At 46.2% G+C, this 23545-nt stretch carries 40 protein-coding genes; 39 read left to right on the top strand and 1 reads right to left on the bottom strand.

Annotation, left to right across the window (positions count from 1 at the left end; translation table 11 throughout):
• The first annotated feature begins 5 nt into the window (after positions 1 to 5).
• The 36 genes from LDO05_RS16080 (at position 6) to rplQ (ending at position 20381) form a co-directional block, all read left to right on the top strand.
• Positions 6 to 257, top strand: a complete 252-nt coding sequence (locus tag LDO05_RS16080) for a ribosomal L7Ae/L30e/S12e/Gadd45 family protein (protein WP_251376325.1) — start codon at positions 6 to 8, stop codon at positions 255 to 257.
• Positions 258 to 395: 138 nt separating this feature from the next.
• The gene (rpsL, locus tag LDO05_RS16075) at positions 396 to 818 is read left to right on the top strand and encodes a 30S ribosomal protein S12 (RefSeq protein WP_251376324.1); all 423 of its coding nucleotides are present in this window, start codon (positions 396 to 398) and stop codon (positions 816 to 818) included.
• Positions 819 to 863: 45 nt separating this feature from the next.
• The gene (gene rpsG, locus LDO05_RS16070) at positions 864 to 1334 is read left to right on the top strand and encodes a 30S ribosomal protein S7 (RefSeq protein WP_007432586.1); all 471 of its coding nucleotides are present in this window, start codon (positions 864 to 866) and stop codon (positions 1332 to 1334) included.
• A 47-nt stretch (positions 1335 to 1381) separates the two neighbouring features.
• A complete protein-coding gene (gene fusA / locus LDO05_RS16065; RefSeq protein WP_251376323.1) occupies positions 1382 to 3460 on the top strand; it encodes an elongation factor G in 2079 nt (692 codons plus the stop codon).
• 95 nt (positions 3461 to 3555) lie between these two features.
• Positions 3556 to 4746 (top strand): elongation factor Tu, encoded by a 1191-nt coding sequence (gene tuf, locus LDO05_RS16060; protein WP_251376322.1) that lies wholly within the window; start codon positions 3556 to 3558, stop codon positions 4744 to 4746.
• A 345-nt stretch (positions 4747 to 5091) separates the two neighbouring features.
• Positions 5092 to 5400: a 30S ribosomal protein S10 gene (gene rpsJ, locus LDO05_RS16055; RefSeq protein WP_017692074.1), complete on the top strand. Its 309-nt coding sequence runs from the start codon at positions 5092 to 5094 to the stop codon at positions 5398 to 5400.
• Between the two features lie 45 nt (positions 5401 to 5445).
• Positions 5446 to 6069: a 50S ribosomal protein L3 gene (rplC, locus tag LDO05_RS16050; RefSeq protein WP_251376321.1), complete on the top strand. Its 624-nt coding sequence runs from the start codon at positions 5446 to 5448 to the stop codon at positions 6067 to 6069.
• Positions 6070 to 6095: 26 nt separating this feature from the next.
• Positions 6096 to 6719: a 50S ribosomal protein L4 gene (gene rplD, locus LDO05_RS16045; RefSeq protein ID WP_251376320.1), complete on the top strand. Its 624-nt coding sequence runs from the start codon at positions 6096 to 6098 to the stop codon at positions 6717 to 6719.
• A complete protein-coding gene (gene rplW / locus LDO05_RS16040) occupies positions 6719 to 7009 on the top strand; it encodes a 50S ribosomal protein L23 (RefSeq protein WP_127200930.1) in 291 nt (96 codons plus the stop codon). The genes rplD and rplW overlap by 1 nt, the downstream gene beginning before the upstream one ends.
• 29 nt (positions 7010 to 7038) lie before the next feature.
• Entirely contained in the window at positions 7039 to 7869 is an 831-nt protein-coding gene (gene rplB, locus LDO05_RS16035) for a 50S ribosomal protein L2 (RefSeq protein ID WP_127200931.1), read from the top strand.
• Positions 7870 to 7944: 75 nt separating this feature from the next.
• Complete coding sequence (gene rpsS, locus LDO05_RS16030; protein ID WP_251376319.1) at positions 7945 to 8223, top strand: 30S ribosomal protein S19; 279 nt, start codon at positions 7945 to 7947, stop codon at positions 8221 to 8223.
• Between the two features lie 33 nt (positions 8224 to 8256).
• On the top strand, positions 8257 to 8589 hold the full coding sequence (gene rplV, locus LDO05_RS16025) for a 50S ribosomal protein L22 (RefSeq protein WP_068620412.1): 333 nt from the start codon (positions 8257 to 8259) through the stop codon (positions 8587 to 8589).
• A gap of 13 nt (positions 8590 to 8602) precedes the next feature.
• The gene (rpsC, locus tag LDO05_RS16020) at positions 8603 to 9268 is read left to right on the top strand and encodes a 30S ribosomal protein S3 (RefSeq protein ID WP_251376318.1); all 666 of its coding nucleotides are present in this window, start codon (positions 8603 to 8605) and stop codon (positions 9266 to 9268) included.
• Between the two features lie 2 nt (positions 9269 to 9270).
• Positions 9271 to 9705: a 50S ribosomal protein L16 gene (rplP, locus tag LDO05_RS16015; protein ID WP_068620409.1), complete on the top strand. Its 435-nt coding sequence runs from the start codon at positions 9271 to 9273 to the stop codon at positions 9703 to 9705.
• On the top strand, positions 9695 to 9895 hold the full coding sequence (gene rpmC, locus LDO05_RS16010; protein WP_127200935.1) for a 50S ribosomal protein L29: 201 nt from the start codon (positions 9695 to 9697) through the stop codon (positions 9893 to 9895). The genes rplP and rpmC overlap by 11 nt, the downstream gene beginning before the upstream one ends.
• 53 nt (positions 9896 to 9948) lie before the next feature.
• Positions 9949 to 10212 carry a 30S ribosomal protein S17 gene (gene rpsQ, locus LDO05_RS16005; RefSeq protein WP_251376317.1) on the top strand — a complete coding sequence of 88 codons (264 nt, stop codon included), beginning with the start codon at positions 9949 to 9951 and terminating at the stop codon, positions 10210 to 10212.
• A 37-nt stretch (positions 10213 to 10249) separates the two neighbouring features.
• Positions 10250 to 10618 (top strand): 50S ribosomal protein L14, encoded by a 369-nt coding sequence (rplN, locus tag LDO05_RS16000; protein ID WP_127200937.1) that lies wholly within the window; start codon positions 10250 to 10252, stop codon positions 10616 to 10618.
• A 44-nt stretch (positions 10619 to 10662) separates the two neighbouring features.
• Positions 10663 to 11016, top strand: a complete 354-nt coding sequence (gene rplX / locus LDO05_RS15995; RefSeq protein WP_082927007.1) for a 50S ribosomal protein L24 — start codon at positions 10663 to 10665, stop codon at positions 11014 to 11016.
• Between the two features lie 32 nt (positions 11017 to 11048).
• Positions 11049 to 11591: a 50S ribosomal protein L5 gene (gene rplE, locus LDO05_RS15990; RefSeq protein ID WP_251376316.1), complete on the top strand. Its 543-nt coding sequence runs from the start codon at positions 11049 to 11051 to the stop codon at positions 11589 to 11591.
• Positions 11592 to 11636: 45 nt separating this feature from the next.
• Positions 11637 to 11822, top strand: coding sequence for a type Z 30S ribosomal protein S14 (locus tag LDO05_RS15985; protein WP_009226651.1), 186 nt, complete (start codon positions 11637 to 11639; stop codon positions 11820 to 11822).
• Positions 11823 to 11853: 31 nt separating this feature from the next.
• Positions 11854 to 12252, top strand: a complete 399-nt coding sequence (gene rpsH / locus LDO05_RS15980) for a 30S ribosomal protein S8 (RefSeq protein WP_127200939.1) — start codon at positions 11854 to 11856, stop codon at positions 12250 to 12252.
• Between the two features lie 30 nt (positions 12253 to 12282).
• Positions 12283 to 12825, top strand: coding sequence for a 50S ribosomal protein L6 (gene rplF, locus LDO05_RS15975; RefSeq protein WP_127200940.1), 543 nt, complete (start codon positions 12283 to 12285; stop codon positions 12823 to 12825).
• A gap of 80 nt (positions 12826 to 12905) precedes the next feature.
• Positions 12906 to 13274, top strand: a complete 369-nt coding sequence (rplR, locus tag LDO05_RS15970; protein ID WP_251378761.1) for a 50S ribosomal protein L18 — start codon at positions 12906 to 12908, stop codon at positions 13272 to 13274.
• A 27-nt stretch (positions 13275 to 13301) separates the two neighbouring features.
• Positions 13302 to 13799: a 30S ribosomal protein S5 gene (gene rpsE, locus LDO05_RS15965; RefSeq protein ID WP_127200942.1), complete on the top strand. Its 498-nt coding sequence runs from the start codon at positions 13302 to 13304 to the stop codon at positions 13797 to 13799.
• Positions 13800 to 13812: 13 nt separating this feature from the next.
• Positions 13813 to 13998, top strand: coding sequence for a 50S ribosomal protein L30 (gene rpmD / locus LDO05_RS15960; protein WP_251376315.1), 186 nt, complete (start codon positions 13813 to 13815; stop codon positions 13996 to 13998).
• Positions 13999 to 14043: 45 nt separating this feature from the next.
• A complete protein-coding gene (gene rplO / locus LDO05_RS15955; protein ID WP_127200944.1) occupies positions 14044 to 14484 on the top strand; it encodes a 50S ribosomal protein L15 in 441 nt (146 codons plus the stop codon).
• Positions 14484 to 15788, top strand: a complete 1305-nt coding sequence (gene secY / locus LDO05_RS15950; RefSeq protein ID WP_251376314.1) for a preprotein translocase subunit SecY — start codon at positions 14484 to 14486, stop codon at positions 15786 to 15788. The genes rplO and secY overlap by 1 nt, the downstream gene beginning before the upstream one ends.
• 91 nt (positions 15789 to 15879) lie before the next feature.
• Positions 15880 to 16524: an adenylate kinase gene (locus LDO05_RS15945; RefSeq protein WP_251376313.1), complete on the top strand. Its 645-nt coding sequence runs from the start codon at positions 15880 to 15882 to the stop codon at positions 16522 to 16524.
• 4 nt (positions 16525 to 16528) lie between these two features.
• Entirely contained in the window at positions 16529 to 17281 is a 753-nt protein-coding gene (gene map, locus LDO05_RS15940) for a type I methionyl aminopeptidase (protein WP_251376312.1), read from the top strand.
• Between the two features lie 9 nt (positions 17282 to 17290).
• On the top strand, positions 17291 to 17599 hold the full coding sequence (locus LDO05_RS15935; RefSeq protein ID WP_251376311.1) for a KOW domain-containing RNA-binding protein: 309 nt from the start codon (positions 17291 to 17293) through the stop codon (positions 17597 to 17599).
• Positions 17600 to 17602: 3 nt separating this feature from the next.
• On the top strand, positions 17603 to 17818 hold the full coding sequence (gene infA / locus LDO05_RS15930; RefSeq protein ID WP_028559500.1) for a translation initiation factor IF-1: 216 nt from the start codon (positions 17603 to 17605) through the stop codon (positions 17816 to 17818).
• Positions 17819 to 17990: 172 nt separating this feature from the next.
• Entirely contained in the window at positions 17991 to 18104 is a 114-nt protein-coding gene (gene rpmJ, locus LDO05_RS15925; RefSeq protein ID WP_021296640.1) for a 50S ribosomal protein L36, read from the top strand.
• A gap of 19 nt (positions 18105 to 18123) precedes the next feature.
• Positions 18124 to 18492: a 30S ribosomal protein S13 gene (gene rpsM, locus LDO05_RS15920; protein WP_127200949.1), complete on the top strand. Its 369-nt coding sequence runs from the start codon at positions 18124 to 18126 to the stop codon at positions 18490 to 18492.
• A 19-nt stretch (positions 18493 to 18511) separates the two neighbouring features.
• Positions 18512 to 18907, top strand: a complete 396-nt coding sequence (rpsK, locus tag LDO05_RS15915) for a 30S ribosomal protein S11 (RefSeq protein WP_127200950.1) — start codon at positions 18512 to 18514, stop codon at positions 18905 to 18907.
• 131 nt (positions 18908 to 19038) lie between these two features.
• Entirely contained in the window at positions 19039 to 19983 is a 945-nt protein-coding gene (locus LDO05_RS15910; protein WP_127200951.1) for a DNA-directed RNA polymerase subunit alpha, read from the top strand.
• Positions 19984 to 20015: 32 nt separating this feature from the next.
• Positions 20016 to 20381, top strand: a complete 366-nt coding sequence (gene rplQ, locus LDO05_RS15905; RefSeq protein ID WP_068620364.1) for a 50S ribosomal protein L17 — start codon at positions 20016 to 20018, stop codon at positions 20379 to 20381.
• A gap of 778 nt (positions 20382 to 21159) precedes the next feature.
• Here rplQ and LDO05_RS15900 read toward each other — a convergent pair.
• Positions 21160 to 21387, bottom strand: a complete 228-nt coding sequence (locus LDO05_RS15900; RefSeq protein WP_251376310.1) for a hypothetical protein — start codon at positions 21385 to 21387, stop codon at positions 21160 to 21162.
• 197 nt (positions 21388 to 21584) lie between these two features.
• Here LDO05_RS15900 and truA point away from each other — a divergent pair, with 197 nt between their 5' ends.
• From truA to rplM, 3 genes are all read left to right on the top strand, one after another.
• Positions 21585 to 22418 carry a tRNA pseudouridine(38-40) synthase TruA gene (truA, locus tag LDO05_RS15895; protein ID WP_251378760.1) on the top strand — a complete coding sequence of 278 codons (834 nt, stop codon included), beginning with the start codon at positions 21585 to 21587 and terminating at the stop codon, positions 22416 to 22418.
• Positions 22419 to 22495: 77 nt separating this feature from the next.
• Positions 22496 to 22831 carry a TFIIB-type zinc ribbon-containing protein gene (locus LDO05_RS15890; protein ID WP_251376309.1) on the top strand — a complete coding sequence of 112 codons (336 nt, stop codon included), beginning with the start codon at positions 22496 to 22498 and terminating at the stop codon, positions 22829 to 22831.
• Between the two features lie 269 nt (positions 22832 to 23100).
• The gene (gene rplM, locus LDO05_RS15885; RefSeq protein ID WP_251376308.1) at positions 23101 to 23538 is read left to right on the top strand and encodes a 50S ribosomal protein L13; all 438 of its coding nucleotides are present in this window, start codon (positions 23101 to 23103) and stop codon (positions 23536 to 23538) included.
• The last annotated feature ends 7 nt before the right edge of the window (positions 23539 to 23545 follow it).

Genomic DNA, 23545 nt, shown 5'->3' with positions numbered 1-23545 from the left:
GTAAGATGTCTAATGATAGAGGATTACAGGATGCTCATGTCAAGATCGGCGCCAAGCAAGCTGCGAAGGTTGTGGAACTTGGTCAGGCCGAAGAGGTATACATCGCACAAGATGCAGATCCTCGAATTACGTCGAAGATCATCGGGCTCTGTAACAAAGCTTCAATCAAGATCACCTATGTCGATACGATGAAAGAACTCGGCAAGGCATGTGGAATTGAAGTTGGGGCAGCGGTGGCTGCGATAGTGAAACAATAATGGTATGAAACGTTTTTGCTTCAAGCGAAAGCATGGGGCAGAAACTTTCCTTTGTTCTTTTATGAACCGCCTGGGTCTGTGGGCTTAATTAAAAGGTTTGTAAAGACATGAAAATTTGAGGAAGGGGGTGGCAACAACATGCCAACAATTAACCAACTAGTTCGTAAAGGCCGTCAAGCCAAAGTTGAGAAGTCCAAATCACCAGCTCTCCAAAAAGGGTTCAACGCCCTGAAGCGTGAGACTACTGATTTGAGCGCTCCACAAAAACGTGGTGTCTGCACTCGTGTGGGTACAATGACTCCGCGTAAACCGAACTCCGCACTTCGTAAATATGCCCGTGTACGTTTGACTAACCGTCTGGAGGTAACAGCTTACATTCCAGGTATCGGACATAACTTGCAAGAGCACAGTGTTGTATTGATTCGTGGTGGTAAGGTCAAAGACCTTGCAGGAGTACGTTATCACATCGTTCGCGGTGCTTTGGATACAGCAGGTGTTAACAACCGTATGCAAGCTCGTTCGAAATATGGTGCTAAGCGTCCTAAAGCTAAGAAGTCATAAGATTTCACAAACTAGAATGAACTATTTCTGAAAGGGGGATAATCAATGCCACGCAAAGGTCCAGTTACAAAAAGAGACGTGTTGCCAGATCCGGTGTATAACAGCAAGCTTGTTACTCGCCTAATCAACCGCATCATGCTTGATGGAAAACGCGGTGTTGCTCAAAGCATTCTATACAATGCGTTCAAACTGATTCAAGAACGTACTGGTAACGACCCAATGGAAGTGTTTGAAGCAGCGATCAAAAATATTATGCCAGTTCTTGAAGTTAAAGCTCGCCGTGTGGGCGGTGCGAACTATCAAGTGCCTATCGAAGTTAAACCGGAAAGACGTACTTCCCTTGGTTTACGTTGGCTCGTGAACTACTCCCGCAACCGCGGAGAGAAGACTATGGAAGAGCGTTTGGCTGCTGAGATCATCGACGCATCCAACAACACCGGCGCTTCTGTTAAGAAACGCGAAGATACGCACAAAATGGCTGAAGCGAACAAAGCGTTTGCTCACTATCGTTGGTAGGATAAGGCCACAACTAATAACTTCATTTTTGAAGGGAGACTTTATTCATGGCAAGAGAGTTCTCCTTGAAAAATACACGTAATATTGGGATCATGGCGCATATTGACGCCGGTAAAACCACGACTACAGAACGGATCTTGTTCTACACAGGCCGTACGCACAAAATCGGTGAAGTTCACGAGGGTGCTGCAACAATGGACTGGATGGAGCAAGAGCAGGAGCGCGGGATCACGATTACGTCCGCCGCTACTACCGCTGCTTGGAAGGGTCACCGCGTAAATATTATTGATACCCCGGGACACGTTGACTTCACAGTTGAAGTTGAACGTTCCCTTCGTGTATTGGACGGGGCAGTAGGCGTTTTCAGTGCGAAGGAAGGCGTAGAGCCACAGTCTGAAACTGTATGGAGACAGGCTGACCGTTACGGCGTTCCACGGATTGCATATGTTAACAAAATGGACATCATTGGTGCTGACTTCCTCAACGTGGTTAAAGACATGCATGAGCGTCTGCAAGCGAACGCAGTTGCAATTCAACTGCCAATCGGTGCAGAGAACGAATTCAATGGTATCATTGACCTCGTTGAACAGAAAGCTCACATGTTCAAGGACGATCTGGGTCAGGACATCGAAGTTGTGGACGTTCCTGAAGAGTTCAAGGCGCAAGTCGAAGAACTTCGTTCGTTATTGATCGAGAAGGTTGCAGAGCTTGATGAAGATCTTACTATGAAATACCTTGAAGGTGAAGAGATCACTGTTGCAGAGATCAAAGCCGCTCTTCGTAAGGGTGTTGTAGAAGTAAAAATCTTCCCGGTTATCTGCGGATCTTCCTATCGTAACAAAGGCGTTCAATTGATGTTGGACGCAGTTATTGATTACTTGCCAGCTCCGATTGACGTTCCAGACATCAAGGGACACCTTGAAGATGGTACAGAAGCGGTTCGTAAATCTTCGGATGAAGAAACCTTCTCGGCGCTAGCATTTAAAATCATGACAGACCCTTACGTTGGTAAGCTTACGTTCTTCCGCGTATACTCCGGTGTGCTTCAATCCGGATCTTATGTGCTGAATGCAACAAAAGGTAAGCGCGAGCGTATCGGACGTATCCTTCAAATGCATGCGAACAGCCGTCAAGAGATCAATGAAGTGTACTCTGGTGATATTGCAGCTGCCGTAGGTTTGAAAGATACCGGTACAGGTGATACACTGTGTGATGAGAAGAGTCCAGTTATCCTGGAGTCTATGAACTTCCCAGAACCAGTTATCGAGATCGCTGTTGAACCAAAAACCAAAGCTGACCAAGATAAGCTGGGTGTTGCTCTTAGTAAGCTGACTGAAGAGGATCCAACTCTTCGTGCGCATACTAATGAAGAGACAGGCCAAACGATCTTGGCTGGTATGGGTGAGCTTCACTTGGACATCATCATTGACCGTATGCGTCGTGAGTTCAAAGTGGATACCAATGTAGGTGCACCACAAGTTGCTTATCGCGAAACTTTCCGCGCGCCAGCGCGTGTTGAAGGTAAGTTCGTACGTCAATCCGGGGGCCGTGGACAATATGGTCACGTATGGGTTGAATTCGAACCGCTGGAGCCAGGTTCTGGCAACCAGTTCGACAGCAAAGTTGTGGGTGGTTCCGTACCAAGAGAATACATCGGACCGGCACAGCAAGGTATCGAAGAGCAAATGAAGAATGGTGTTATCGCTGGATTCCCTCTCGTGGATGTTAAAGCAACTATCGTTGATGGTTCTTACCACGATGTTGACTCCAACGAAATGGCATTTAAAATTGCAGGATCCATGGCGCTTAAAGCTGCTGCGGAGAAATGTAAGCCAGTCATTCTTGAGCCTGTTATGAAAGTTGAAGTAACAGTGCCTGAAGAGTACATGGGTGATGCTATGGGTATGCTGAACTCCCGTCGTGGCCGTATCGAAGGTATGGATTCCCGCGGTGGAGCTCAAATTATCCGTGCTAAGGTGCCTCTCTCCGAAATGTTTGGATTCTCGACTACTATCCGTTCCGGTACTCAAGGTCGCGGTGTGTTCTCGATGGAACTTTCTCACTATGAAGAAGTGCCGAAATCCATTCAAGAAGAGATTGTTTCCAAAGCAAAAGGATCAGCTTAATTTGTTTTTAACTGCTGTTCGGGTGTTTTTCATTAGAAAGACACTCCGTACAGTGAAACATAACAATCCCATATTTTAAGGAGGAACTGTTCAAAATGGCAAAGGCTAAATTCGAACGTACAAAACCGCACGTTAATATCGGTACTATCGGTCACGTTGACCATGGTAAAACAACCCTGACTGCTGCAATCACTACTGTATTGTCCAAAACTTATGGTGGTGCTGCTGTAGCATTCGATCAAATCGATAAAGCTCCAGAAGAGCGCGAGCGCGGTATCACAATCTCAACTGCACACGTTGAGTATGAAACAAACAACCGTCACTATGCACACGTTGACTGCCCAGGTCACGCCGACTATGTTAAAAACATGATCACTGGTGCTGCACAAATGGACGGAGCAATCCTGGTTGTATCCGCAGCTGACGGCCCAATGCCACAAACTCGTGAGCACATCCTGTTGTCCCGCCAAGTAGGCGTTCCTTACATCGTTGTGTTCTTGAACAAATGTGACATGGTTGAAGACGAAGAGCTTCTTGAATTGGTTGAAATGGAAGTTCGCGACCTTCTTAACGAATATGAATTCCCTGGTGATGACACTCCAATCACTCGTGGTTCTGCTCGTGAAGCTCTTCAAAACCCTGATGGCGAATGGGCTAAGAAGATCGTTGAAATGTTCGAAACTATCGACACTTACATCCCGCTTCCTGAGCGTCAAACTGACAAGCCTTTCCTTATGCCTGTCGAGGACGTATTCTCTATCACTGGCCGTGGTACAGTTGCAACTGGCCGTGTAGAGCGTGGTACTGTTAAAGTCGGCGAAGAGATCGAAATCGTTGGTATCACTGAAGAAACTAAGAAATCCGTTGTAACAGGCGTTGAGATGTTCCGCAAATTGCTGGATTCCGCTCAAGCTGGTGACAATATCGGCGCACTTCTTCGTGGTGTTGACCGTAACAACATCGAGCGTGGCCAAGTATTGGCTAAACCAGGTTCTGTTAAGCCTCACACAGAATTCACAGCTCAAATCTACGTGTTGACTAAAGAAGAGGGTGGACGTCACAAACCATTCTTCACTGGTTACCGTCCGCAGTTCTACTTCCGTACAACTGACGTAACAGGCATCATCAACCTGCCTGAAGGTACTGAAATGGTAATGCCTGGTGACAACATCACCGTTACTGTTTCCCTGATCTCCCCAATCGCGATTGAAGAAGGAACTAAGTTCTCCATTCGTGAAGGCGGACGTACAGTAGGTGCCGGATCTGTAGCAACAATTCAAAAGTAATTAGGCGACCTTAAGCCTGATTGATTATAAAGCAACAGTGTGATGTAACGAGCAACAGTGTACTGTAACCGAAAGAAGAGAAGGTCCGTCTCTTTGGAGATGGACCTTCTTGTTTTATGTCAGAGAACAGTGGCTCGTTCCCTGAGAAAGAGATTTCAAACTTTTTGTATATAAGGCTTGCATTGAGCCTATCTTTTTAATATAATAATATATGTTGTTCTGTGACGTTGCGATGATGTGAGAGGTTACCGACACACCCGGCCCCTTTGCCATGAGGCAGGTGTTTGGAAAATTTTCACGGAGTATGTCCGATAATAAATTGGGCGATAGAAGGAGGGACTAAAAATGGCAAAGCAAAAGATTCGTATTCGTTTGAAGGCTTACGACCATAGAATTCTTGATCAATCCGCTGAGAAAATTGTTGAAACTGCAAAACGTTCGGGTGCTGGTGTATCTGGACCGATTCCGCTTCCAACAGAAAAGCAAATTATTACTATTCTCCGTGCGGTACACAAGTACAAGGATTCTCGGGAGCAGTTCGAGCAGCGTACACATAAGCGTCTGATCGATATTGTTAATCCGACTCCACAAACTGTGGATGCCTTGATGCGCTTGGATCTACCGTCCGGTGTAGATATCGAAATCAAACTGTAAGTCATAAAAAATGTAATTGATTAGAAAAGGGAATGAGGTGTCAACATGAAAGGTATCTTAGGAAAAAAACTTGGAATGACTCAAGTATTTACCGCTGAAGGTAATGTAATTCCAGTAACCGTTATTGAAGCAGGCCCCAATGTTGTTTTGCAGAAAAAGGACGCGGATAACGATGGTTACGAAGCGGTTCAGCTAGGTTTCTCTGATAAGAAAGAGAGCAGAGCTAACAAACCAGAAGCAGGGCATGCCAAAAAGGCTAACACTGCACCTAAGCGCTACGTTCGCGAAATTCGCGGTATTGATTTGGCAGGATATGAGGTTGGCCAAGAGGTTAAAGCCGATGTCTTTGCTGAGGGCGAATATGTTGACGTAACGGGTATTTCCAAAGGTAAGGGTTTTGCCGGCGTTATCAAACGTTGGGGACAAAGCCGCGGACCAATGGCTCACGGTTCCCGTTATCATCGTAGACCGGGTTCAATGGGTTCCATTCAAGCTAACCGTGTTCCTAAAGGCAAACGCCTGCCAGGACATCTGGGTAATGAGACAGTTACGATTCAAGGACTTGAAATTATCAAGGTTGATGTTGAGCGTAATGTCTTGCTTGTAAAAGGTTCTATTCCAGGCCCTAAACAAGGCTTCGTGAAAATCAAAGAAACGGTGAAGAAATAATCTTCTGAAGAAAGGAGGAACAATCAATGCCTAAAGTAGCACTTTTTAATGTAAGTGGCAGCCAAGTGGGCGAAGTTGAATTGAATGATGCGGTATTCGGTATCGAACCAAACGTTCACGTTCTTCATGATGCTGTTGTTATGCAACGTGCATCTCTTCGTCAAGGCACTCACAAAGTTAAAGGACGTTCTGAAGTACGCGGCGGTGGTCGTAAGCCTTGGAAACAAAAAGGTACTGGCCGTGCTCGTCAAGGTTCGATCCGTTCACCACAATGGGTAGGCGGCGGTGTCGTATTCGGACCAACACCACGCAGCTATGCATTCAAGCTTCCTAAGAAAGTTCGTCGTTTGGCGATCAAATCCGCACTTTCTTCGAAAGTTGTCGATAACGATATTATCGTACTAGATCAATTGAGCTTTGAAACGCCGAAAACAAAAGAGTTCGCAGCTATCCTGAATAACCTGAAGGTAGAACGTAAAGCTTTGATCGTAGCTTCCAGCTATGATGACAAAGTTGCACTATCTGCACGTAACATTCCAGGTGTAAAATTCGTAGCAGCTGACGGCATCAATGTTCTTGACGTACTTACGTACGACAAACTGATCATTACGAAAGAAGCAGTTCAGAAGGTAGAGGAGGTGCTCGCGTAATGAAAGATCCTCGTGATGTTATCAAACGTCCAGTAATCACAGAACGTACGGCTGAATACATGGGTGAACAGAAGTATGTGTTCGAAGTGGATATCCGTGCTAACAAGACTGAGATCAAACAAGCAATTGAAGCGATCTTCAGCGTTAAGGTAAATAAAGTTAACACTTTGCGTGTTCCTGCGAAGCCTAAACGTTACGGACGTCATTTTGGTTACACGCCAGAGTGGAAGAAAGCGTTCGTTACTCTTACGGCAGACAGCAAGCCGCTTGAGTTCTTTGAATCGGTATAAGAAATTTTTGAAGATAGGAGGGAACATAAGTGCCAATCAAAAAGTATAAACCGACTTCCCCGGCAAGACGCGCAATGTCCGTGTCTACTTTTGAAGAGATCACTACAAATGTGCCGGAAAAATCCTTGCTTGCACCACTTAGCAAAACTGCTGGTCGTAACAACCAAGGTAAAATTACGGTTCGTCACCACGGTGGTGGACACAAACGTAAATATCGTATTATCGACTTCAAACGGAACAAAGATGGAATACCGGGCCGCGTTGCTACAATCGAGTATGACCCGAACCGTACTTCCAACATCGCTTTGATCCACTATGCAGATGGAGAGAAACGTTACATCATCGCTCCTAAAGGCTTGAAAGTTGATGACGTTGTAGTATCAGGTCCAACAGCTGATATCAAAATCGGTAACGCACTTCCGATGGAGAATATCCCAGTAGGTTCTGTGATCCACAACATCGAACTTCAACCAGGCAAAGGCGGACAGCTTGTTCGTGCAGCTGGTACTGAAGCTCAACTTCTTGGTAAAGAAGAAAAATATGTCACAGTTCGTCTTTCCTCCGGTGAAGTTCGCAAGCTCCTTAAAGTTTGCCGCGCTACAATCGGTTCCGTAGGTAACGGAGACCACGAGCTTGTGAAAATCGGTAAAGCTGGACGCAGTCGCTGGCTCGGACAACGTCCGGAAGTCCGCGGTGTTGTCATGAACCCTAACGATCACCCTCACGGTGGTGGTGAAGGACGCGCTCCTATCGGTCGTAAATCGCCATTGTCTCCTTGGGGCAAACCAACCCTTGGCTACAAAACGCGTAAAAAAGGTAAAGCTTCTGATAAATACATCGTTCGCCGTCGTACGAAGTAATACGCTTAGGCGCATTACTTCTCCGGCTAACGGACTAGAGACTTATGATGGTTTCATGAAGGGAGGATTCAAGCTATGGGTCGCAGTTTGAAGAAAGGGCCATTTATCGATGGCTACCTACTCAAAAAAGTGGATGAAGTGAACGAGAGCAACAAAAAAACCGTGATTAAAACATGGTCCCGTCGTTCCACGATTTTCCCACAATTTATCGGACACACTTTCGGTGTATATGATGGACGCAAACACGTGCCAGTGTATGTAACGGAAGACATGGTAGGACACAAATTGGGTGAATTTGCACCAACACGTACCTACAAAGGACATACGGACGACGATAAGAAAACAAGACGTTAAGATGAGTTCTTCGTTTGAGAGGAGGTAACAAACATGGAAGCAAAAGCACATGCAAGATCCATCCGTATTGCTGCTCGTAAGGTTAAACTCGTTGTTGACCTGATTCGCGGCAAACAAGTGGGTGAAGCCATCGCCATTCTTCGCCATACTCCTAAAGCAGCTTCACCGGTAGTTGAGAAGCTCTTGAACTCGGCGATTGCGAATGCTGAACATAACTATTCTATGGATGTAAATAAATTGGTTATTTCGGAAATTTTCGTTAACCAAGGTCCGACAATGAAACGTTTCCGTCCACGTGCAATGGGACGTGCAAGCCGGATCAACAAACGCACCAGCCACATTACTTTGGTGGTATCCGAAAAATAAGGAGGGAAAACGTGTGGGCCAAAAGGTAAATCCCGTCGGATTGCGGGTAGGTATTATCCGTGATTGGGAATCTAAATGGTATGCAGGTAAAGATTTTGGTGATCTTCTTATGGAAGACGTTAAAATTCGTGAGCATTTAAAAGGCAAATTGAAAGAATCTGCAGTATCTCGTGTTGAAATCGAGAGAGCAGCTAACCGTGTGAATGTAACAATCCACACTGCGAAGCCGGGTATGGTTATCGGTAAAGGCGGTTCTGAAGTTGAGAACCTTCGTAACGAAATCACTCAAATTGCAGGCGGTAAAAAAGTTCACATCAATATCTCTGAAATCAAACACCCTGAACTGGATGCGATTCTGGTAGCAGAAAGCATTGCACAACAATTGGAGCGTCGTGTTTCCTTCCGTCGTGCATTGAAACAAGCGATTCAAAGAACTATGCGTTCCGGTGCTAAAGGGATTAAAACAGCAGTAAGCGGCCGTCTTGGCGGTGCTGAAATTGCTCGTTCAGAAGGCTACAGCGAAGGAACTGTTCCACTTCATACACTTCGTGCTGATATCGACTATGGTACAGCTGAAGCTCATACAACTTACGGCCGTATCGGCGTGAAAGTATGGATCTACCGTGGAGAGGTTCTTCCTCCAGCTAAGAAGCAAGCTGCTCAGGAAGGAGGCAACTAATCATGTTGGTACCTAAACGTGTAAAACACCGCAAACAACAACGCGGTAGTTTGAGAGGTCAAGCTAAAGGCGGCACTGAACTTAACTTCGGTGAATACGGCCTGCAAGCAACTGAGCCATCTTGGATTACGAACCGTCAGATCGAAGCGGCTCGTATTGCCATGACGCGTTACATCAAACGTGGTGGTAAAGTATGGATCAAGATTTTCCCAGACAAGCCAATTACTCAAAAGCCTCTTGAGGTTCGTATGGGTAGTGGTAAAGGTAACGTAGAAAAATGGGTTGCAGTTGTGAAACCAGGTAAGATCATGTTTGAACTTGCTGGAGTATCGGAGGAAATCGCACGCGAAGCGATGCGTCTTGCCGCTCACAAGCTACCTGTTAAGACTAAGTTTGTGAAACGTGAAGAATTGGGTGGTGAAGCAAATGAAAGCTAATGAACTTCGCAACTTAACCACTGTTGAGATAGAACAAAAAATCACTGGATTCAAGGAAGAACTCTTCAACCTGCGTTTTCAACTGGCTACTGGCCAGCTTGACAACCCAACTCGGATCCGTGACGTGCGCAAGGATATAGCTCGTGCTAAAACCATTTTACATGAGAGAGCCCTTGGCATAACAAGCTAATTATCAAAGTGCAGCTTTAATAGCAGTGCTTGAAATCAGGAAGGAGGCTAACCATGAGCGAACGTAACACTCGTAAAGTTCAAATTGGTAAAGTCGTCAGCGACAAAATGGATAAAACCATCGTAGTAGCTGTTGAAACCTACAAAAAGCATGATTTGTACCATAAACGCATTAAGCACACTAAGAAATTCAAAGCACATGATGAGAACAATTCTGCGAAAATTGGTGACACTGTGAAAATCACAGAAACTCGCCCACTTTCCAAAGATAAGCGCTGGAGATTGACTGAGATCGTAGAACAAGCGGTTATTATCTAATTGTACTTGTCAGTGAAGTTGAAAGGAGGAACTTAGAATGATTCAACCATTTACACGTTTGCATGTTGCTGATAACTCTGGAGCGAAGGAATTGATGTGTATCCGCGTTCTGGGTGGTACTGGTCGTCGTACTGCTCAAATCGGTGATTTGATCGTTTGCTCAGTAAAACAAGCAACACCAGGCGGCGTTGTCAAAAAAGGTGATGTTGTAAGAGCGGTAGTAGTTCGCACTAAGCGTTCCGTTCGCCGTAAAGATGGTTCTTACATCGCATTCGATGAGAACGCAGCTGTTGTGGTAAAAGATGACAAGAGCCCACGTGGTACTCGTATTTTCGGACCTGTTGCCCGCGAACTTCGTGATAGAGATTTCATGAAAATCGTTTCCTTGGCTCCGGAAGTTATCTAAATAAAGTTAGTCCCTTATATCCATGCAACCGGGAGGTGTAACAAATGCCTAGATTGAAAAAGATTCTGGAGTCTCACAATAATAAACTGCACGTCAAAAAAGACGATACGGTTATCGTGATCAGTGGTAAAGACAAAGGCAAGAAAGGCCGTGTCATCGCCGCTTATCCTCGTGAGAACCGTGTGCTTGTGGAAGGCGTTAATATGGTTAAGAAACACCAAAAACCAAATCAACTTAACCCACAAGGCGGAATTATTGAACAAGAAGCTCCGATTCACGCATCGAACGTTATGCATGTCGATCCAAAGAGCGGAAAAGTAACTCGTATCGGTTACAAAGTATTGGACAACGGCAAAAAAGTTCGTGTAGCTAAGAAATCCGGAGAAGTGATCGACTAATCCAGCATTGAATGAAAGGAGGTCCATGATTCATGGCAGCAAGATTGAAAGAACGTTATTTGAATGAAGTGTCCCCAGCTTTGGTTCAAAAGTTTAACTATACAACAGTTATGCAAGTGCCAAAAATCGAGAAGGTAGTTATCAACATGGGTGTTGGTGAAGCTGTAGCTAACTCGAAAGTACTTGATTCTGCGGTAAATGATCTGCAGTTGATCTCTGGTCAAAAGCCAGTAATCACTCGTGCGAAGAAATCCATTGCCGGATTTAAACTTCGTGAGAACATGCCAATCGGTGTGAAAGTAACACTTCGCGGTGAGCGTATGTATTACTTCCTCGACAAGCTGTTCAATGTAACTCTTCCACGTGTACGTGACTTCCACGGTGTATCAAACAAAGCGTTTGACGGACGTGGTAACTACACACTCGGCCTCAAGGAACAATTGATCTTCCCTGAGATTGAATATGATAAAGTTGACAAAGTGCGCGGTATGGATATCGTTATCGTAACTACGGCTAAAACCGATGAAGAGTCCCGCGAATTGCTGACTCAACTCGGAATGCCTTTTGTAAAGTAAGGAAAAATTCGATTCTTGGAATCGATTCGGGAGGTGTCAGGCTAAGTGGCAAAAACTTCAATGAAAGTTAAACAACAACGCACACCTAAGTTTAAAGTACGTGCATACACACGTTGCGAGCGTTGTGGTCGTCCACATTCGGTGCTGCAAAAATATAAAATCTGCAGAATTTGTTTCCGTGAATTAGCTTATAAAGGCCAGATCCCTGGCGTGAAAAAAGCAAGCTGGTAAACAATCAACAACGGGAAGGAGGTTTACACGAATGACTATGTCAGATCCAATTGCTGATATGCTTACACGTATTCGTAACGCGAATGTAGTGCGTCACGAAACTGTGGAAATGCCTGCATCCACGATCAAAAAACAAATCGCTGAAATCTTGAAGCGTGAAGGTTTTATCCGTGATGCAGAATATATCGATGACAATAAACAAGGGATTATCCGCATTTTCTTGAAATACGGATCCAATAACGAGCGTGTTATTTCCGGATTGAAAAGAATTAGTAAGCCTGGCCTTCGCGTGTACACGAAGAGCAACGAAGTTCCTCGTGTCCTTGGCGGTTTGGGTATTGCGATCATCTCCACATCCAAGGGAGTTATGACCGACAAAGAAGCTCGTCAATCCAAAGCTGGCGGCGAAGTTGTCTGCTACGTTTGGTAATTAAAGTCACAAAACAAGGAGGTGCAGCAAATGTCTCGTATTGGTCGCAAACCAATAAATGTACCAAGTGGTGTTGATATCAAAGTTGATAACACCGTGATTACGGTAAAAGGACCTAAGGGTACCTTGACTCGTGAACTTCATAAGGACATGAAAGTAACTGTGGAAGAGAACCAAATCACAGTTGAACGTCCTTCCGATAATAAACTTCACCGTTCCCTTCATGGCACAACGCGCAGCGTTGTTAGCAACATGGTGAGCGGCGTAACCGACGGTTTCTCTAAGAACCTTGAATTGGTTGGGGTTGGATACCGTGCAAGCAAATCTGGTGACAAGATCGTCCTGAACGTGGGTTACTCCCACCCGGTTGAAATTTCTCCGGAACCAGGCATCGAATTTGAAGTTCCTGCTAACACAAAGATCATCGTTAAAGGAATTGATAAAGAGCGCGTAGGTGCATACGCTGCTAAAATCCGTTCCGTACGCGAACCTGAACCTTACAAAGGTAAAGGGATCAAGTATGAAGGCGAACGTATTATTCGTAAAGAAGGTAAAGCTGGTAAGAAGAAGTAAGCTTCTTAGTTCAGTTAACCCGATTGCGGCTTGAATTGAAACAGCTTGTATGGTAAACCGAAGGGAGTGAAATGGAAGTCATGATTACAAAAGCGGATAAAAACAAAGCGCGTCTGAAAAGACACCTGCGTGTGCGTAAAAAAATCCAAGGAACGGCTGAACGTCCAAGACTTAACGTATACCGTTCTTCCAAACATATCTATGCTCAACTAATCGATGACGTAGCAGGCGTAACTCTTGTGTCTGCTTCTACAGTTGATAAAGAGCTTAGCGCGAACATCAAGAATGGCGGTAGTGTTGAGTCTGCTCGTCAAGTTGGAGAGCTCATCGCGAAACGTGCTCAAGATAAAAACGTTAAAAACGTGGTATTCGACCGCGGAGGTTACTTGTACCATGGACGGATTCAAGCGCTGGCTGATGCAGCTCGCGAAGCAGGCCTTGAATTCTAAGATTATTTCTAAAAGGAGGTTAACGACTTGCGTGTAGATCCTAACGCTTTAGAACTGACTGAAAGAGTTGTAAATATTAATCGTGTAGCTAAAGTTGTAAAGGGCGGACGTCGTTTTAGTTTCAGTGCACTAGTAGTTGTCGGTGACGGCAATGGCTGGGTTGGTGCTGGTATCGGTAAAGCAGGCGAAGTTCCAGATGCAATTCGCAAAGGTATCGAAGATGCGAAGAAGAATCTGGTACACGTTCCCCTGGTTGGAACGACTATTCCTCACCTTGTGACCGGACACTTTGGTGCCGGCCGCGTTCTCTTGAAGCCGGCATCGGAAGGTACCGGAGTTATCGCTGGTGGACCAGTTCGTGCGGTTCTTGAACTTGCTGGTGTAGGCGACATTTTGACAAAATCCCTAGGTTCTTCGAATTCCATGAACATGGTCAACGCGACTTTGGAGGGCTTGTCCCGTCTGAAGCGTGCTGAAGATGTTGCGAAATTGCGCGGCAAAACCGTCGAAGAACTTCTCGGTTAAGGAGGGAATCTAAATGGCAAAACTTCAAATTACCCTCGTACGGAGTTTGATTGGCCGTCCGGAGGACCAACGTACAACCGTTAACACTTTGGGACTTCGCAAAATCAACCAACAAGTAGTTCACAATGACAACCCTGCTATTCGTGGTATGGTGAACAAAGTGACTCACTTGGTATCTGTACAAGAAATTCAAGACTAAGACACATAGATCTAGCTTACAATTATGAAGGAGGTGCAACGAACGATGAAGTTACATGAGCTTTCCCCAGCTCCTGGTTCCCGCAAAGAACGCAAGCGCGTAGGACGCGGTACCAGCAGTGGTATGGGTAAAACATCTGGACGTGGTCACAAAGGTCAAAATGCTCGTTCCGGCGGTGGTGTTCGTCCGGGCTTCGAAGGCGGACAAAACCCGCTCTATCGTCGCTTGCCAAAACGTGGTTTTGTTAACCCTACCCGTAAAGAGTATGCGATTGTGAACATCGAGGAACTTAACAACTTTGCGGCTGATACAGAAGTTACTCCTGAACTGTTGTTTGAACAAGGAATCGTTAAGAACGCTAAGAGCGGAATCAAGATTCTTGGCAACGGTGAAGTTACTGTCAAATTGTCTGTAAAAGCAAATAAGTTCTCTCAATCTGCGGTAGAGAAGATCGAGGCTGCCGGCGGTAAAACCGAGGTGATCTAATGTTTAAAACCCTCAAGAATATATGGAATGTGAAGGATTTACGCAACCGGATTTTGTTTACACTGTTTATTTTCTTGATCTACCGAATTGGTACATTCGTACCAGTTCCGGGTGTTAACACGGATGTGTTTACGGCAACGAATCAAGCAGGTAATGCATTGTTCGGTCTCCTGAACACGTTCTCGGGCGGCGCTTTGGCGCAGTTTTCAATACTTGCCCTCGGGATCTACCCATATATCACGGCCTCCATCATCGTTCAGCTCCTGTCTATGGATGTCGTTCCGAAGTTAGCGGAATGGGCCAAACAGGGCGAGATGGGGAAAAAGAAATCAGCACAGCTCACGCGTTACCTGACAATTGTGCTGGGTGTGATTCAAGCTTTTGCGATGTCGATTGGATTCAACCGACTCTACGGTACTCAAATGGTTCCCAATGCTACTTTTGCGGACTATGCCTTGATCGCCATCGTGCTTACAGCAGGAACAGCATTCCTGATGTGGCTGGGTGAGCAGATCACTGAGAAGGGAATCGGTAATGGTATCTCGCTGATTATCTTTGCGAGTATCATTGCAGGTATTCCAGGTCACATTCAAAGCTTGATCAACTCTGATTTCATTGGGGAAGGCCAAACCTTCCTGAATATCACTAAATTTATAATCATTGCCTTGGTTGTAATACTGATTATTGTCGGTGTTATCTATATCCAACAGGCGATCCGCAAGATCCCGGTACAGTATGCGAAACGGGTTGTAGGCAATAAGATGTACGGTGGACAAAATACGCATATCCCATTGAAAATCAATGCAGCTGGCGTAATCCCGGTTATCTTTGCAGTCTCCCTCCTTCAGTTCCCAACGATCATAGCTGGATTCTGGTCTACACATGCTTGGGCTAAGTGGATTATGGACAATTTATCCATGCAAAACGGAGCACCGTTAGGCATGGTGTTGTATGTCATAATGATTATTGGTTTCACGTTCTTCTACACCTTTGTTCAAATGAATCCGACTCAAATGGCGGATCAGATGAAGAAGAACGGAGGTTATATTCCGGGAGTTCGACCAGGGAAAACAACGGCTACTTACCTCACTCGTGTAATGACACGTCTGACAATGACCGGTGCAATCTTCCTGGCTGTTATTTCACTGCTTCCGATAGCCTTGGGCTCTTGGGCTGGACTACCTAGCTCTATCCAAATTGGAGGTACATCTCTTCTTATCGTAGTCGGTGTTGCACTGGATACGATGAAGACGATCGAAAGCCAATTGATGAAGCGCCATTACAAAGGGTTTATTAATAAGTAGGCGATAGGTTCCGGCCGGGCTCTTCTAGACTCGAACCGGCACCTATTGTTATGTTCTTGCACTCAAGCTAGTTATGGAGGGAGTGACAGACTTGAACATTTTGATTATGGGGCCTCCTGGGGCAGGAAAAGGAACACAAGCAGAAGTCATTATTGGTGAATTCGGCATTCCTCATATTTCGACAGGCGATGCATTTCGTCTAGCGATCAAGCAGGGAACTCCCGTTGGGATTAAAGCTAAGGAATACATCGATCAAGGCCTGTTGGTACCAGATGATGTAACTGTGGGCATCGTTCGTGAGCGCCTCCAGCAGTCCGATTGCGAAAAAGGTTTTTTACTGGATGGTTTTCCAAGAACCCTTTCGCAAGCGGAAGCGCTGGATCAGCTGCTTACTGAACTAGGACGCAAGCTGGATCATGTGGTTAACCTGAAAGTGGATCGTGACAAGCTGCTGGCTCGTCTTACAGGACGACGTATTTGCAAATCTTGTGGATCTACTTATCATGTGCTCTTTAATCCTTCCAAACAGGAAGGTGTATGTGATAAATGCGGCGGTGAGTTGTACCAACGTTCTGATGATAACGAAGAGAGCGTAGGAACACGGCTGGACGAATATATCACCAAAACTGCACCGCTCCTCAACTTTTATGAACAACAAGGTTTGCTTCGTGAAGTCGATGGCGAACTGGAAATCGATACGGTATCTCAAGAAATCGTATCATTACTGAGAGGTTAGCTGAATGATCATTTGTAAATCCGAAACGGAACTTGGCTTTATGAGAGAAGCAGGGCGGATCGTTGCGGAGACGCACCGGATCTTGGCACAAGCGATCGAGCCCGGTATTACGACGGGAGAACTTGATCAAATCGCTGACAAGTACATTCGGAGTCAAAATGCAGTGCCATCTTTTAAAGACTATAACGGTTTTCCTTACAGCATATGCGCTTCGACTAACGAAGAGCTGGTTCATGGATTCCCCGGCAAGCGTAAATTAAACGAAGGCGACATCATCAGTCTTGACATCGGAGCGGAATACAAGGGCTACCACGGTGACTCAGCTTGGACTTATCCAGTAGGTAAAGTTACTGATGAGGTTCAAAAGCTTCTTGATGTAACGGAGCGTTCCCTATATGCCGGTCTTGAGCTTGTTAAGCCAGATGTCCGCTTATTTACAATATCGCATGCGATTCAAAAAGTGATTGAAGATGCAGGCTTTTCTGTTGTCAGAGAGTATGTAGGTCACGGAATTGGAGCGAAGCTCCATGAAGAACCTCAGATTCCAAACTACGGTGTTCCTGATCGTGGTCCTAGGCTCAAGCCTGGGATGGTGCTTGCAATAGAACCGATGGTCAATATCGGAAAGCGTTATGTCAAGACGTTGGAAGATAATTGGACGGTTGTCACGGTTGACGGTTCATGGTGTGCTCACTTTGAGCATACGGTTGCTGTCACAGCTGACGGCCTCGAAATTTTTACGAAACTGGATGCGTAGGTGAACCCTTTGACACACCGCACAGACCCGCAGATCGGTCAAATCGTAAGAATTCTCAAAGGCAAGGATGCTGGAGGGATCGGAGTTATTGTAGAGCTTCTGGATGACAGGTTTGTCCGGATCGCTGACGGGAACAAACGAAAGTTTGATCAGGCAAAACGGAAGAACATTCAGCATTTAGAATTTCAGGACTTGATTAGCAGCGAAGTTGTTAATAGTTTAAATGAAAGTGGTCGGGTAACAAACGGCAAATTGCGTCATGCAGTAAGCACGTTTGTTCAATTCACCGAAACCAAAGCTGAAAAGAAAGGAGACTGACTTATGGCTAAAGAAGATGTCATTGAAGTTGAAGGAACGGTTATTGAGCCGTTGCCGAATGCTACTTTTAAAGTTGAGCTTGAGAACGGTCATCAGATTCTAGCTCATGTTTCTGGTAAGCTGCGGATGCACTTTATCCGTATTCTGACAGGGGACAAAGTGGTTATACAGTTATCACCTTATGATTTGACTAAGGGTCGTATAACATACCGTAAATAGATTCCATACCGCATGAGTATAGTTTCGTGGTATGATAGCAAAGTTGGGTTTTATTAATGCCAATTAATATAAACCAGGTTAACAACTTTGGAGGTGGGTTTTGCTCAGCAAAGCCAGCCGTATGCTTTCGAAATTAGTTTTACTCTGGTAAAACTTTTAGGAGGTAATTGATATGAAGGTAAGACCTTCTGTAAAGCCAATTTGCGAAAAATGCAAAGTCATTCGTCGTAAAGGCAATGTAATGGTTATTTGCGAAAATCCGAAACACAAACAAAGACAAGGTTAAGAAGGGGGTGTAGCGTAAAATGGCTCGTATAGCTGGTGTGGATTTGCCACGTGATAAACGCGTTGAGATCGCCTTGACTTACATTTTCGGAATCGGTAAAACGACTTCCCAGAAAATTTTGAGCACAACAGGCATCAGCCCGAACACTCGCGTTCGGGATTTGACAGAAGACGAAGTAAGCAAACTCCGGGAATCTATCGACAAAACGGTTAAGGTAGAAGGTGACCTGCGTCGTGAAATTTCTTTAAATATCAAACGTCTCATCGAGATCGGTTGCTACCGCGGTGTTCGTCATCGTCGTGGATTGCCGGTTCGTGGACAACGTACTAAAACGAATGCCCGTACTCGTAAGGGACCTCGTCGTACTGTAGCGAACAAGAAGAAATAAGAAGGAGGGATAACAGACAATGGCTAAACCGAAAAAAGTCGTACGTACTAAACGTCGTGACCGTAAAAATATCGAATCTGGCGTGGCGCACATTCGCTCCACTTTCAACAATACGATCGTTACAATTACGGATCCACACGGTAACGCGATCTCTTGGGCAAGTTCTGGTGGTCAAGGGTTCAAAGGTTCCCGTAAATCGACTCCTTTTGCCGCTCAAATGGCTGCGGAAACCGCTGCTAAAGCTGCAATGGAGCATGGAATGAAGTCCGTTGAAGTCATGGTTAAAGGTCCAGGCGCCGGCCGCGAAGCTGCAATCCGCTCGCTTCAAGCTGCAGGACTCGAAGTTAACATGATCAAAGACGTTACTCCAGTGCCGCATAATGGATGCCGTCCTCCAAAACGTCGTCGTGTCTAATGAAGTCAACCTCTAGTGTGGTATAACCCCGTCGCAACTTGGTAAGAATGGTTGTTTAGGCATACTACATGATAGACTCACAAAAAGGTGACAGTTTCAGAAGAAACGACGTTTCGAAGGAGGGTATTGCAGTGATAGAAATCGAAAAGCCAAAAATTGAGACCGTAGACGTTAACGTGGAAGGCACCTATGGTAAATTTATAGTGGAACCACTTGAGCGTGGGTATGGAACAACTCTCGGCAACTCTTTACGCCGGATTTTGCTCTCCTCGCTTCCAGGTGCAGCGGTAACCTCGGTTCAAATCGATGGTGTTCTGCATGAGTTCGCTACGATCCCAGGTGTTATGGAAGACGTTACGGAAATCATTCTGAACTTGAAGGCTCTTTCCCTGAAGATTCATTCTGACGAGGAGAAAGTTCTCGAGATTGATGCGGATGGCGATGGAGCAATCACTGCAGGTGATATCCGTGCAGATAGTGATGTGGAAATTCTGAATCCAGAACTTCACATTGCTACTCTGGCACCGGGTTCCAGACTCCACATGCGTATCTTTGCCAACCGTGGCCGTGGTTATGTTCAAGCAGACAAGAACAAACGCGACGATCAACCGATTGGTGTGATACCTGTTGATTCTATCTATACTCCGATTTCCCGGGTGAATTACTCTATCGAGAATACGCGTGTTGGTCAAGTGACCAACTATGACAAGCTCACGCTTGAAGTATGGACCGATGGAAGTATCAGACCGGAAGAAGCGGTCAGCCTCGGCGCTAAGATTTTGACCGAGCACCTTTTCTTGTTCGTGGGCCTCACGGACGAAGCGAAGGACGCTGAAATCATGGTTGAGAAAGAAGAAGACAAAAAAGAAAAAGTGCTTGAAATGACGATAGAAGAGCTTGATCTTTCTGTTCGTTCTTATAACTGCCTCAAACGTGCTGGCATTAATACAGTACAAGAGCTGACTACGAAGACTGAAGAAGATATGATGAAAGTCCGTAACCTCGGACGCAAATCTTTGGAAGAAGTTCAAGAGAAGCTTGAGGAACTTGGTTTGGGACTCCGTACAGAGGAATAGCCTGCTAACGTTTAGCAAAGGAGGGGAAAAACATGGCTTATCAAAAATTGGGACGTGATTCCAGCGCTCGTAAAGCATTGTTCCGCGATTTGGTAACTGATTTGTTCTTGTATGAACGTATCCAGACTACTGAAGCAAAAGCGAAGGAAGTTCGCTCTATTGCGGAAAAACTGATTACGAAAGCAAAACGTGGTGACTTGCACGCTCGTCGTCAAGTAGCTGCATTTGTACGCCGCGAATCCGTTGATGGTGAACAGGATGCAATCCAAAAACTATTCTCGGAAATCGCAACTCGTTACTCTGAGCGTCCAGGCGGATACACTCGTATCCTGAAACTGGGACCTCGTCGTGGTGACGGCGCACCTATGGTTTACTTGGAACTGGTAGACCGCGCATAAATTTTTGAGGTTACCCCCTAAATCCCCCTAACAGGGGGACCCCAAAGGGCGGCAGCCCTCTGGACACCCGCAAGTTTCTTGTGGATGGATTAGGGATACTCATAGAGAGCGACTTTCGCGGTGGAGCCCGGCTCAATCCCGCGGCATTCAGCCCCGGGCGAGCCTTTTGGTTTGCGCGGGGTTTGCTCTATTATAGAGCTGCTCCTATGTTATACAAGTGTAGCTCCGAAGCTAAGTTACTCTCTGTCAGCGGGCCCTGCGGACCCGGCTTCCAGAGAGTTTTAGTTTGTCTGGGGCTATTCTTGGAAGAGCTCACCTCCCGGTCAGCGCGGCCTTATTGGCCGTGACATCCCGAGGGGCAGGCCTTGAGGGTGAACTCGAGGAGACGAGCAGCTCCCTGCTCAGCGCGGCCTTACCGGCCCCGACTTCCAGGGAGCAGGCTATGTGGGTAGATCGAGAAGGAAGAGCTCACCTCCCGGTCAGCGCGGCCTTATTGGCCGCGACATCCCGAGGGGCAGCCTTGAGGGTGAACCCGAGGAGGCGAGCAGCTCCCTGCTCAGGGTGGCCTTACCGGCCCCGGCCTCCAGGGAGCAGGCTTTGTGGGTAGATCGAGAAGGAAGAGCTCACCTCCCGGTCAGCGCGGCCTTATTGGCCGCGACATCCCGAGGGGCAGCCTTGAGGGTGAACCCGAGGAGGCGAGCAGCTCCCTGCTCAGCGTGGCCTTACCGGCCCCGGCCTCCAGGGAGCAGGCTTTGTGAGTAGATCGAGAAGGAAGAGCTCACCTCCCGGTCAGCGCGGCCTTATTGGCCGCGGCATCCCGAGGGGCAGGCCTGGAAGCAATCTCGAAGAAGTGGAGCGGGTCCCGCAGGGACGGCAAGCGGCTCGTTGCACTACGCAGCCCTTCCTGCGCCAACAAGCCTCCTCCGCCACCATTCAGCTTGTAACTATGCACCACTAACCCAAGCGGGTCCCTGGAGGGGACGACAAGCGAATCCATGCTCGCCAATCCCAAACACTCCCTCTTGCTCTCCCAGGTCACTCATCAGGGTGTCCAGAGGGCAGAGCCCTTGGGGACCTCCCTTAGGGAAGGGAGGGTTTGGGAGGGTTGTGAAAACAATAGGTTTAAGGATCACCATCCTTTAATAGGTGTCCAGAGGGCGCAGCCCTTTGGAATCCCCCCTGGGGGACTAAGGAGGGTCTATGTTGCGCAATCTCTGTATGACCGTCAGCTTTGACGGAACGAATTATTACGGATTCCAATCGCAGCCTGGTGGGAATACAATTCAGGATCATTTGGAAGAAGCAATACGTCAATTAACGGGCGAAGAGATCAAGATAATCGGTTCAGGAAGAACGGATGCGGGGGTTCACGCCTACCGGCAGGTATTTAACTTTCATACGCTGTCAGCTATTCCGCTTGAACGCTGGTGTCTTGCATTGAATGGCCGGCTTCCCAAAGACATTGTCATTCTCGAAGCAAGGGAAGTGAAGCCTGGTTTTCACTCTCGTCATTCAGCCAAGAGAAAAACTTATAGGTATACAATCAACGCTAATCAATACCCGGATGTGTTTCATCGTCATCTCCAGCTTCATCATCCCGGCATTCTGGATATTGATGCAATGAGAGAGGCCTTGGCGTATCTGGTTGGAACTTTCGACTATACCTCGTTTGCTTCCCGCCATTCTACCAAACAGAATCATGTGCGTACCATATATGAGGCCCATATTGAGGTGGATAGATCCAAGTGCCGCGAGGGGCACCCAAGAGATCAAGGAGTCATTGAACTCTTTATCACCGGTAACGGCTTCTTGCAGCATATGGTGCGGATTATTGTGGGTACGCTTCTCCAAGTCGGGGAAGGCAAGCGTAAGCCCCAGGACTTCCGGACAATATTGGAAGCTAGAGACCGGGGTGCCGCTGGCCCAACGGCTGAAGGGAAAGGCCTGATGCTTTGGAAGGTAGAGTACAACTTTTTGGAGGATAAGCCGCAGCCGCCTTCTTTTGCCTTGGAAGAGGTGGAAGGGAATGCAGAGTAATCTCTTCAGTGAAACCATGAGTCCTTGTGAGACGTATTAAGAAGGATATAGTGCGTTTACTCAAGGAGGGAATTAATATGCGGTGTCCGATTTGTGATAATGTACAACTGAGAGAAGTGGCGAAGAATGGTGTCCTGATTGATGTCTGTCCGAGCTGTAAGGGAGTATGGTTGGATCGTGGAGAACTGGATAAGCTGATGAACCAGGTTAATGAGGCCCGCCCGGCTTTTAATGAATGGTACGGTGGACGCGATCGGGAACAATACCGCAAACCTCATGATAATGAATATAGACCTGAGTATAACAAGGACCGTCATAACTCGCATTATCCGCAGCAAGGAAGTCATAAGAATTACGGACATTCTAAGAAGAAAAAGTCCGTTCTTGATGTGTTCGGTGATTTATTTAATTAACTTGAATAATTTTACGAGGACATGCCATGAGTTTTCAAAAAACTACTTGCTTAATAAAGTTGTATACTGTAAAATAAAGTTTGTGTTTTCTTAACGGCTATCCCACAGCCCCCAATTAAGAGAACCGCCAAAATGTGATTTTAGCTTTACTAACTACAACAACAACTAACAACGAACGAAGATATATATGATGGAATGATGGGCTTTACAGCTGCACATTTGTATCATAGAAACTTAGATTTCGGACGAGAATGAAGGAGGATCTTTTCATGCGTACCACCTATATGGCTAAGCCAAATGAAGTAGAGCGCAATTGGCACATTATCGATGCTGAAGGCAAAACTTTGGGCCGTCTGGCAAGTGAAGCTGCTGCTCTAATTCGCGGCAAGCACAAGCCACAATTCACACCTCACGTTGATTCCGGCGATTTCGTTATCGTTATCAACGCTGAGAAGATTCATTTGACAGGTAAGAAATTGGAGAACAAGAAATACTATCGTCACTCCCTGCACCCAGGTGGTTTGAAAGTGACAGTTGCTCAGGATCTCCTGAAAACTAAACCTGAACGTATGATCGAGTCTGCTGTTCACGGGATGCTTCCAAAAACTCGCCAAGGTGAGAAAATGAAGCTGAGACTGAAAGCATACGCTGGCACTGAACATCCACATGCAGCACAAAAACCTGAAGTTTACGAACTTCGCGGATAATTAAAAG

The organism is Paenibacillus sp. YPG26, from assembly GCF_023704175.1.
Taxonomy (GTDB): domain Bacteria; phylum Bacillota; class Bacilli; order Paenibacillales; family Paenibacillaceae; genus Fontibacillus.
Note: the sequence above shows the minus strand (reverse complement) of the source record. Positions and strands in the feature narration are given on the sequence as shown.

Bases quoted from the DNA above. Each gene is read 5' to 3' on its own strand.
- rplF (WP_127200940.1), top strand. From the start codon at position 12,283: ATGTCTCGTATTGGTCGCAAACCAATAAATGTACCAAGTGGTGTTGAT.
- rplE (WP_251376316.1), top strand. From the start codon at position 11,049: ATGGCAGCAAGATTGAAAGAACGTTATTTGAATGAAGTGTCCCCAGCT.
- rpsJ (WP_017692074.1), top strand. From the start codon at position 5,092: ATGGCAAAGCAAAAGATTCGTATTCGTTTGAAGGCTTACGACCATAGA.
- rplM (WP_251376308.1), top strand. From the start codon at position 23,101: ATGCGTACCACCTATATGGCTAAGCCAAATGAAGTAGAGCGCAATTGG.
- rplN (WP_127200937.1), top strand. From the start codon at position 10,250: ATGATTCAACCATTTACACGTTTGCATGTTGCTGATAACTCTGGAGCG.
- rpmD (WP_251376315.1), top strand. From the start codon at position 13,813: ATGGCAAAACTTCAAATTACCCTCGTACGGAGTTTGATTGGCCGTCCG.
- rplX (WP_082927007.1), top strand. From the start codon at position 10,663: ATGCCTAGATTGAAAAAGATTCTGGAGTCTCACAATAATAAACTGCAC.
- secY (WP_251376314.1), top strand. From the start codon at position 14,484: ATGTTTAAAACCCTCAAGAATATATGGAATGTGAAGGATTTACGCAAC.
- rplD (WP_251376320.1), top strand. From the start codon at position 6,096: ATGCCTAAAGTAGCACTTTTTAATGTAAGTGGCAGCCAAGTGGGCGAA.
- rplO (WP_127200944.1), top strand. From the start codon at position 14,044: ATGAAGTTACATGAGCTTTCCCCAGCTCCTGGTTCCCGCAAAGAACGC.
- rpsM (WP_127200949.1), top strand. From the start codon at position 18,124: ATGGCTCGTATAGCTGGTGTGGATTTGCCACGTGATAAACGCGTTGAG.
- rpsG (WP_007432586.1), top strand. From the start codon at position 864: ATGCCACGCAAAGGTCCAGTTACAAAAAGAGACGTGTTGCCAGATCCG.
- rplP (WP_068620409.1), top strand. From the start codon at position 9,271: ATGTTGGTACCTAAACGTGTAAAACACCGCAAACAACAACGCGGTAGT.
- LDO05_RS15890 (WP_251376309.1), top strand. From the start codon at position 22,496: ATGCGGTGTCCGATTTGTGATAATGTACAACTGAGAGAAGTGGCGAAG.
- rpsL (WP_251376324.1), top strand. From the start codon at position 396: ATGCCAACAATTAACCAACTAGTTCGTAAAGGCCGTCAAGCCAAAGTT.
- fusA (WP_251376323.1), top strand. From the start codon at position 1,382: ATGGCAAGAGAGTTCTCCTTGAAAAATACACGTAATATTGGGATCATG.
- rplW (WP_127200930.1), top strand. From the start codon at position 6,719: ATGAAAGATCCTCGTGATGTTATCAAACGTCCAGTAATCACAGAACGT.
- rpmC (WP_127200935.1), top strand. From the start codon at position 9,695: ATGAAAGCTAATGAACTTCGCAACTTAACCACTGTTGAGATAGAACAA.
- rpsQ (WP_251376317.1), top strand. From the start codon at position 9,949: ATGAGCGAACGTAACACTCGTAAAGTTCAAATTGGTAAAGTCGTCAGC.
- rplQ (WP_068620364.1), top strand. From the start codon at position 20,016: ATGGCTTATCAAAAATTGGGACGTGATTCCAGCGCTCGTAAAGCATTG.
- rplR (WP_251378761.1), top strand. From the start codon at position 12,906: ATGATTACAAAAGCGGATAAAAACAAAGCGCGTCTGAAAAGACACCTG.
- LDO05_RS16080 (WP_251376325.1), top strand. From the start codon at position 6: ATGTCTAATGATAGAGGATTACAGGATGCTCATGTCAAGATCGGCGCC.
- rpsH (WP_127200939.1), top strand. From the start codon at position 11,854: ATGACTATGTCAGATCCAATTGCTGATATGCTTACACGTATTCGTAAC.
- rplV (WP_068620412.1), top strand. From the start codon at position 8,257: ATGGAAGCAAAAGCACATGCAAGATCCATCCGTATTGCTGCTCGTAAG.
- rpsS (WP_251376319.1), top strand. From the start codon at position 7,945: ATGGGTCGCAGTTTGAAGAAAGGGCCATTTATCGATGGCTACCTACTC.
- rpsK (WP_127200950.1), top strand. From the start codon at position 18,512: ATGGCTAAACCGAAAAAAGTCGTACGTACTAAACGTCGTGACCGTAAA.
- rplC (WP_251376321.1), top strand. From the start codon at position 5,446: ATGAAAGGTATCTTAGGAAAAAAACTTGGAATGACTCAAGTATTTACC.
- infA (WP_028559500.1), top strand. From the start codon at position 17,603: ATGGCTAAAGAAGATGTCATTGAAGTTGAAGGAACGGTTATTGAGCCG.
- map (WP_251376312.1), top strand. From the start codon at position 16,529: ATGATCATTTGTAAATCCGAAACGGAACTTGGCTTTATGAGAGAAGCA.
- rpmJ (WP_021296640.1), top strand. From the start codon at position 17,991: ATGAAGGTAAGACCTTCTGTAAAGCCAATTTGCGAAAAATGCAAAGTC.
- tuf (WP_251376322.1), top strand. From the start codon at position 3,556: ATGGCAAAGGCTAAATTCGAACGTACAAAACCGCACGTTAATATCGGT.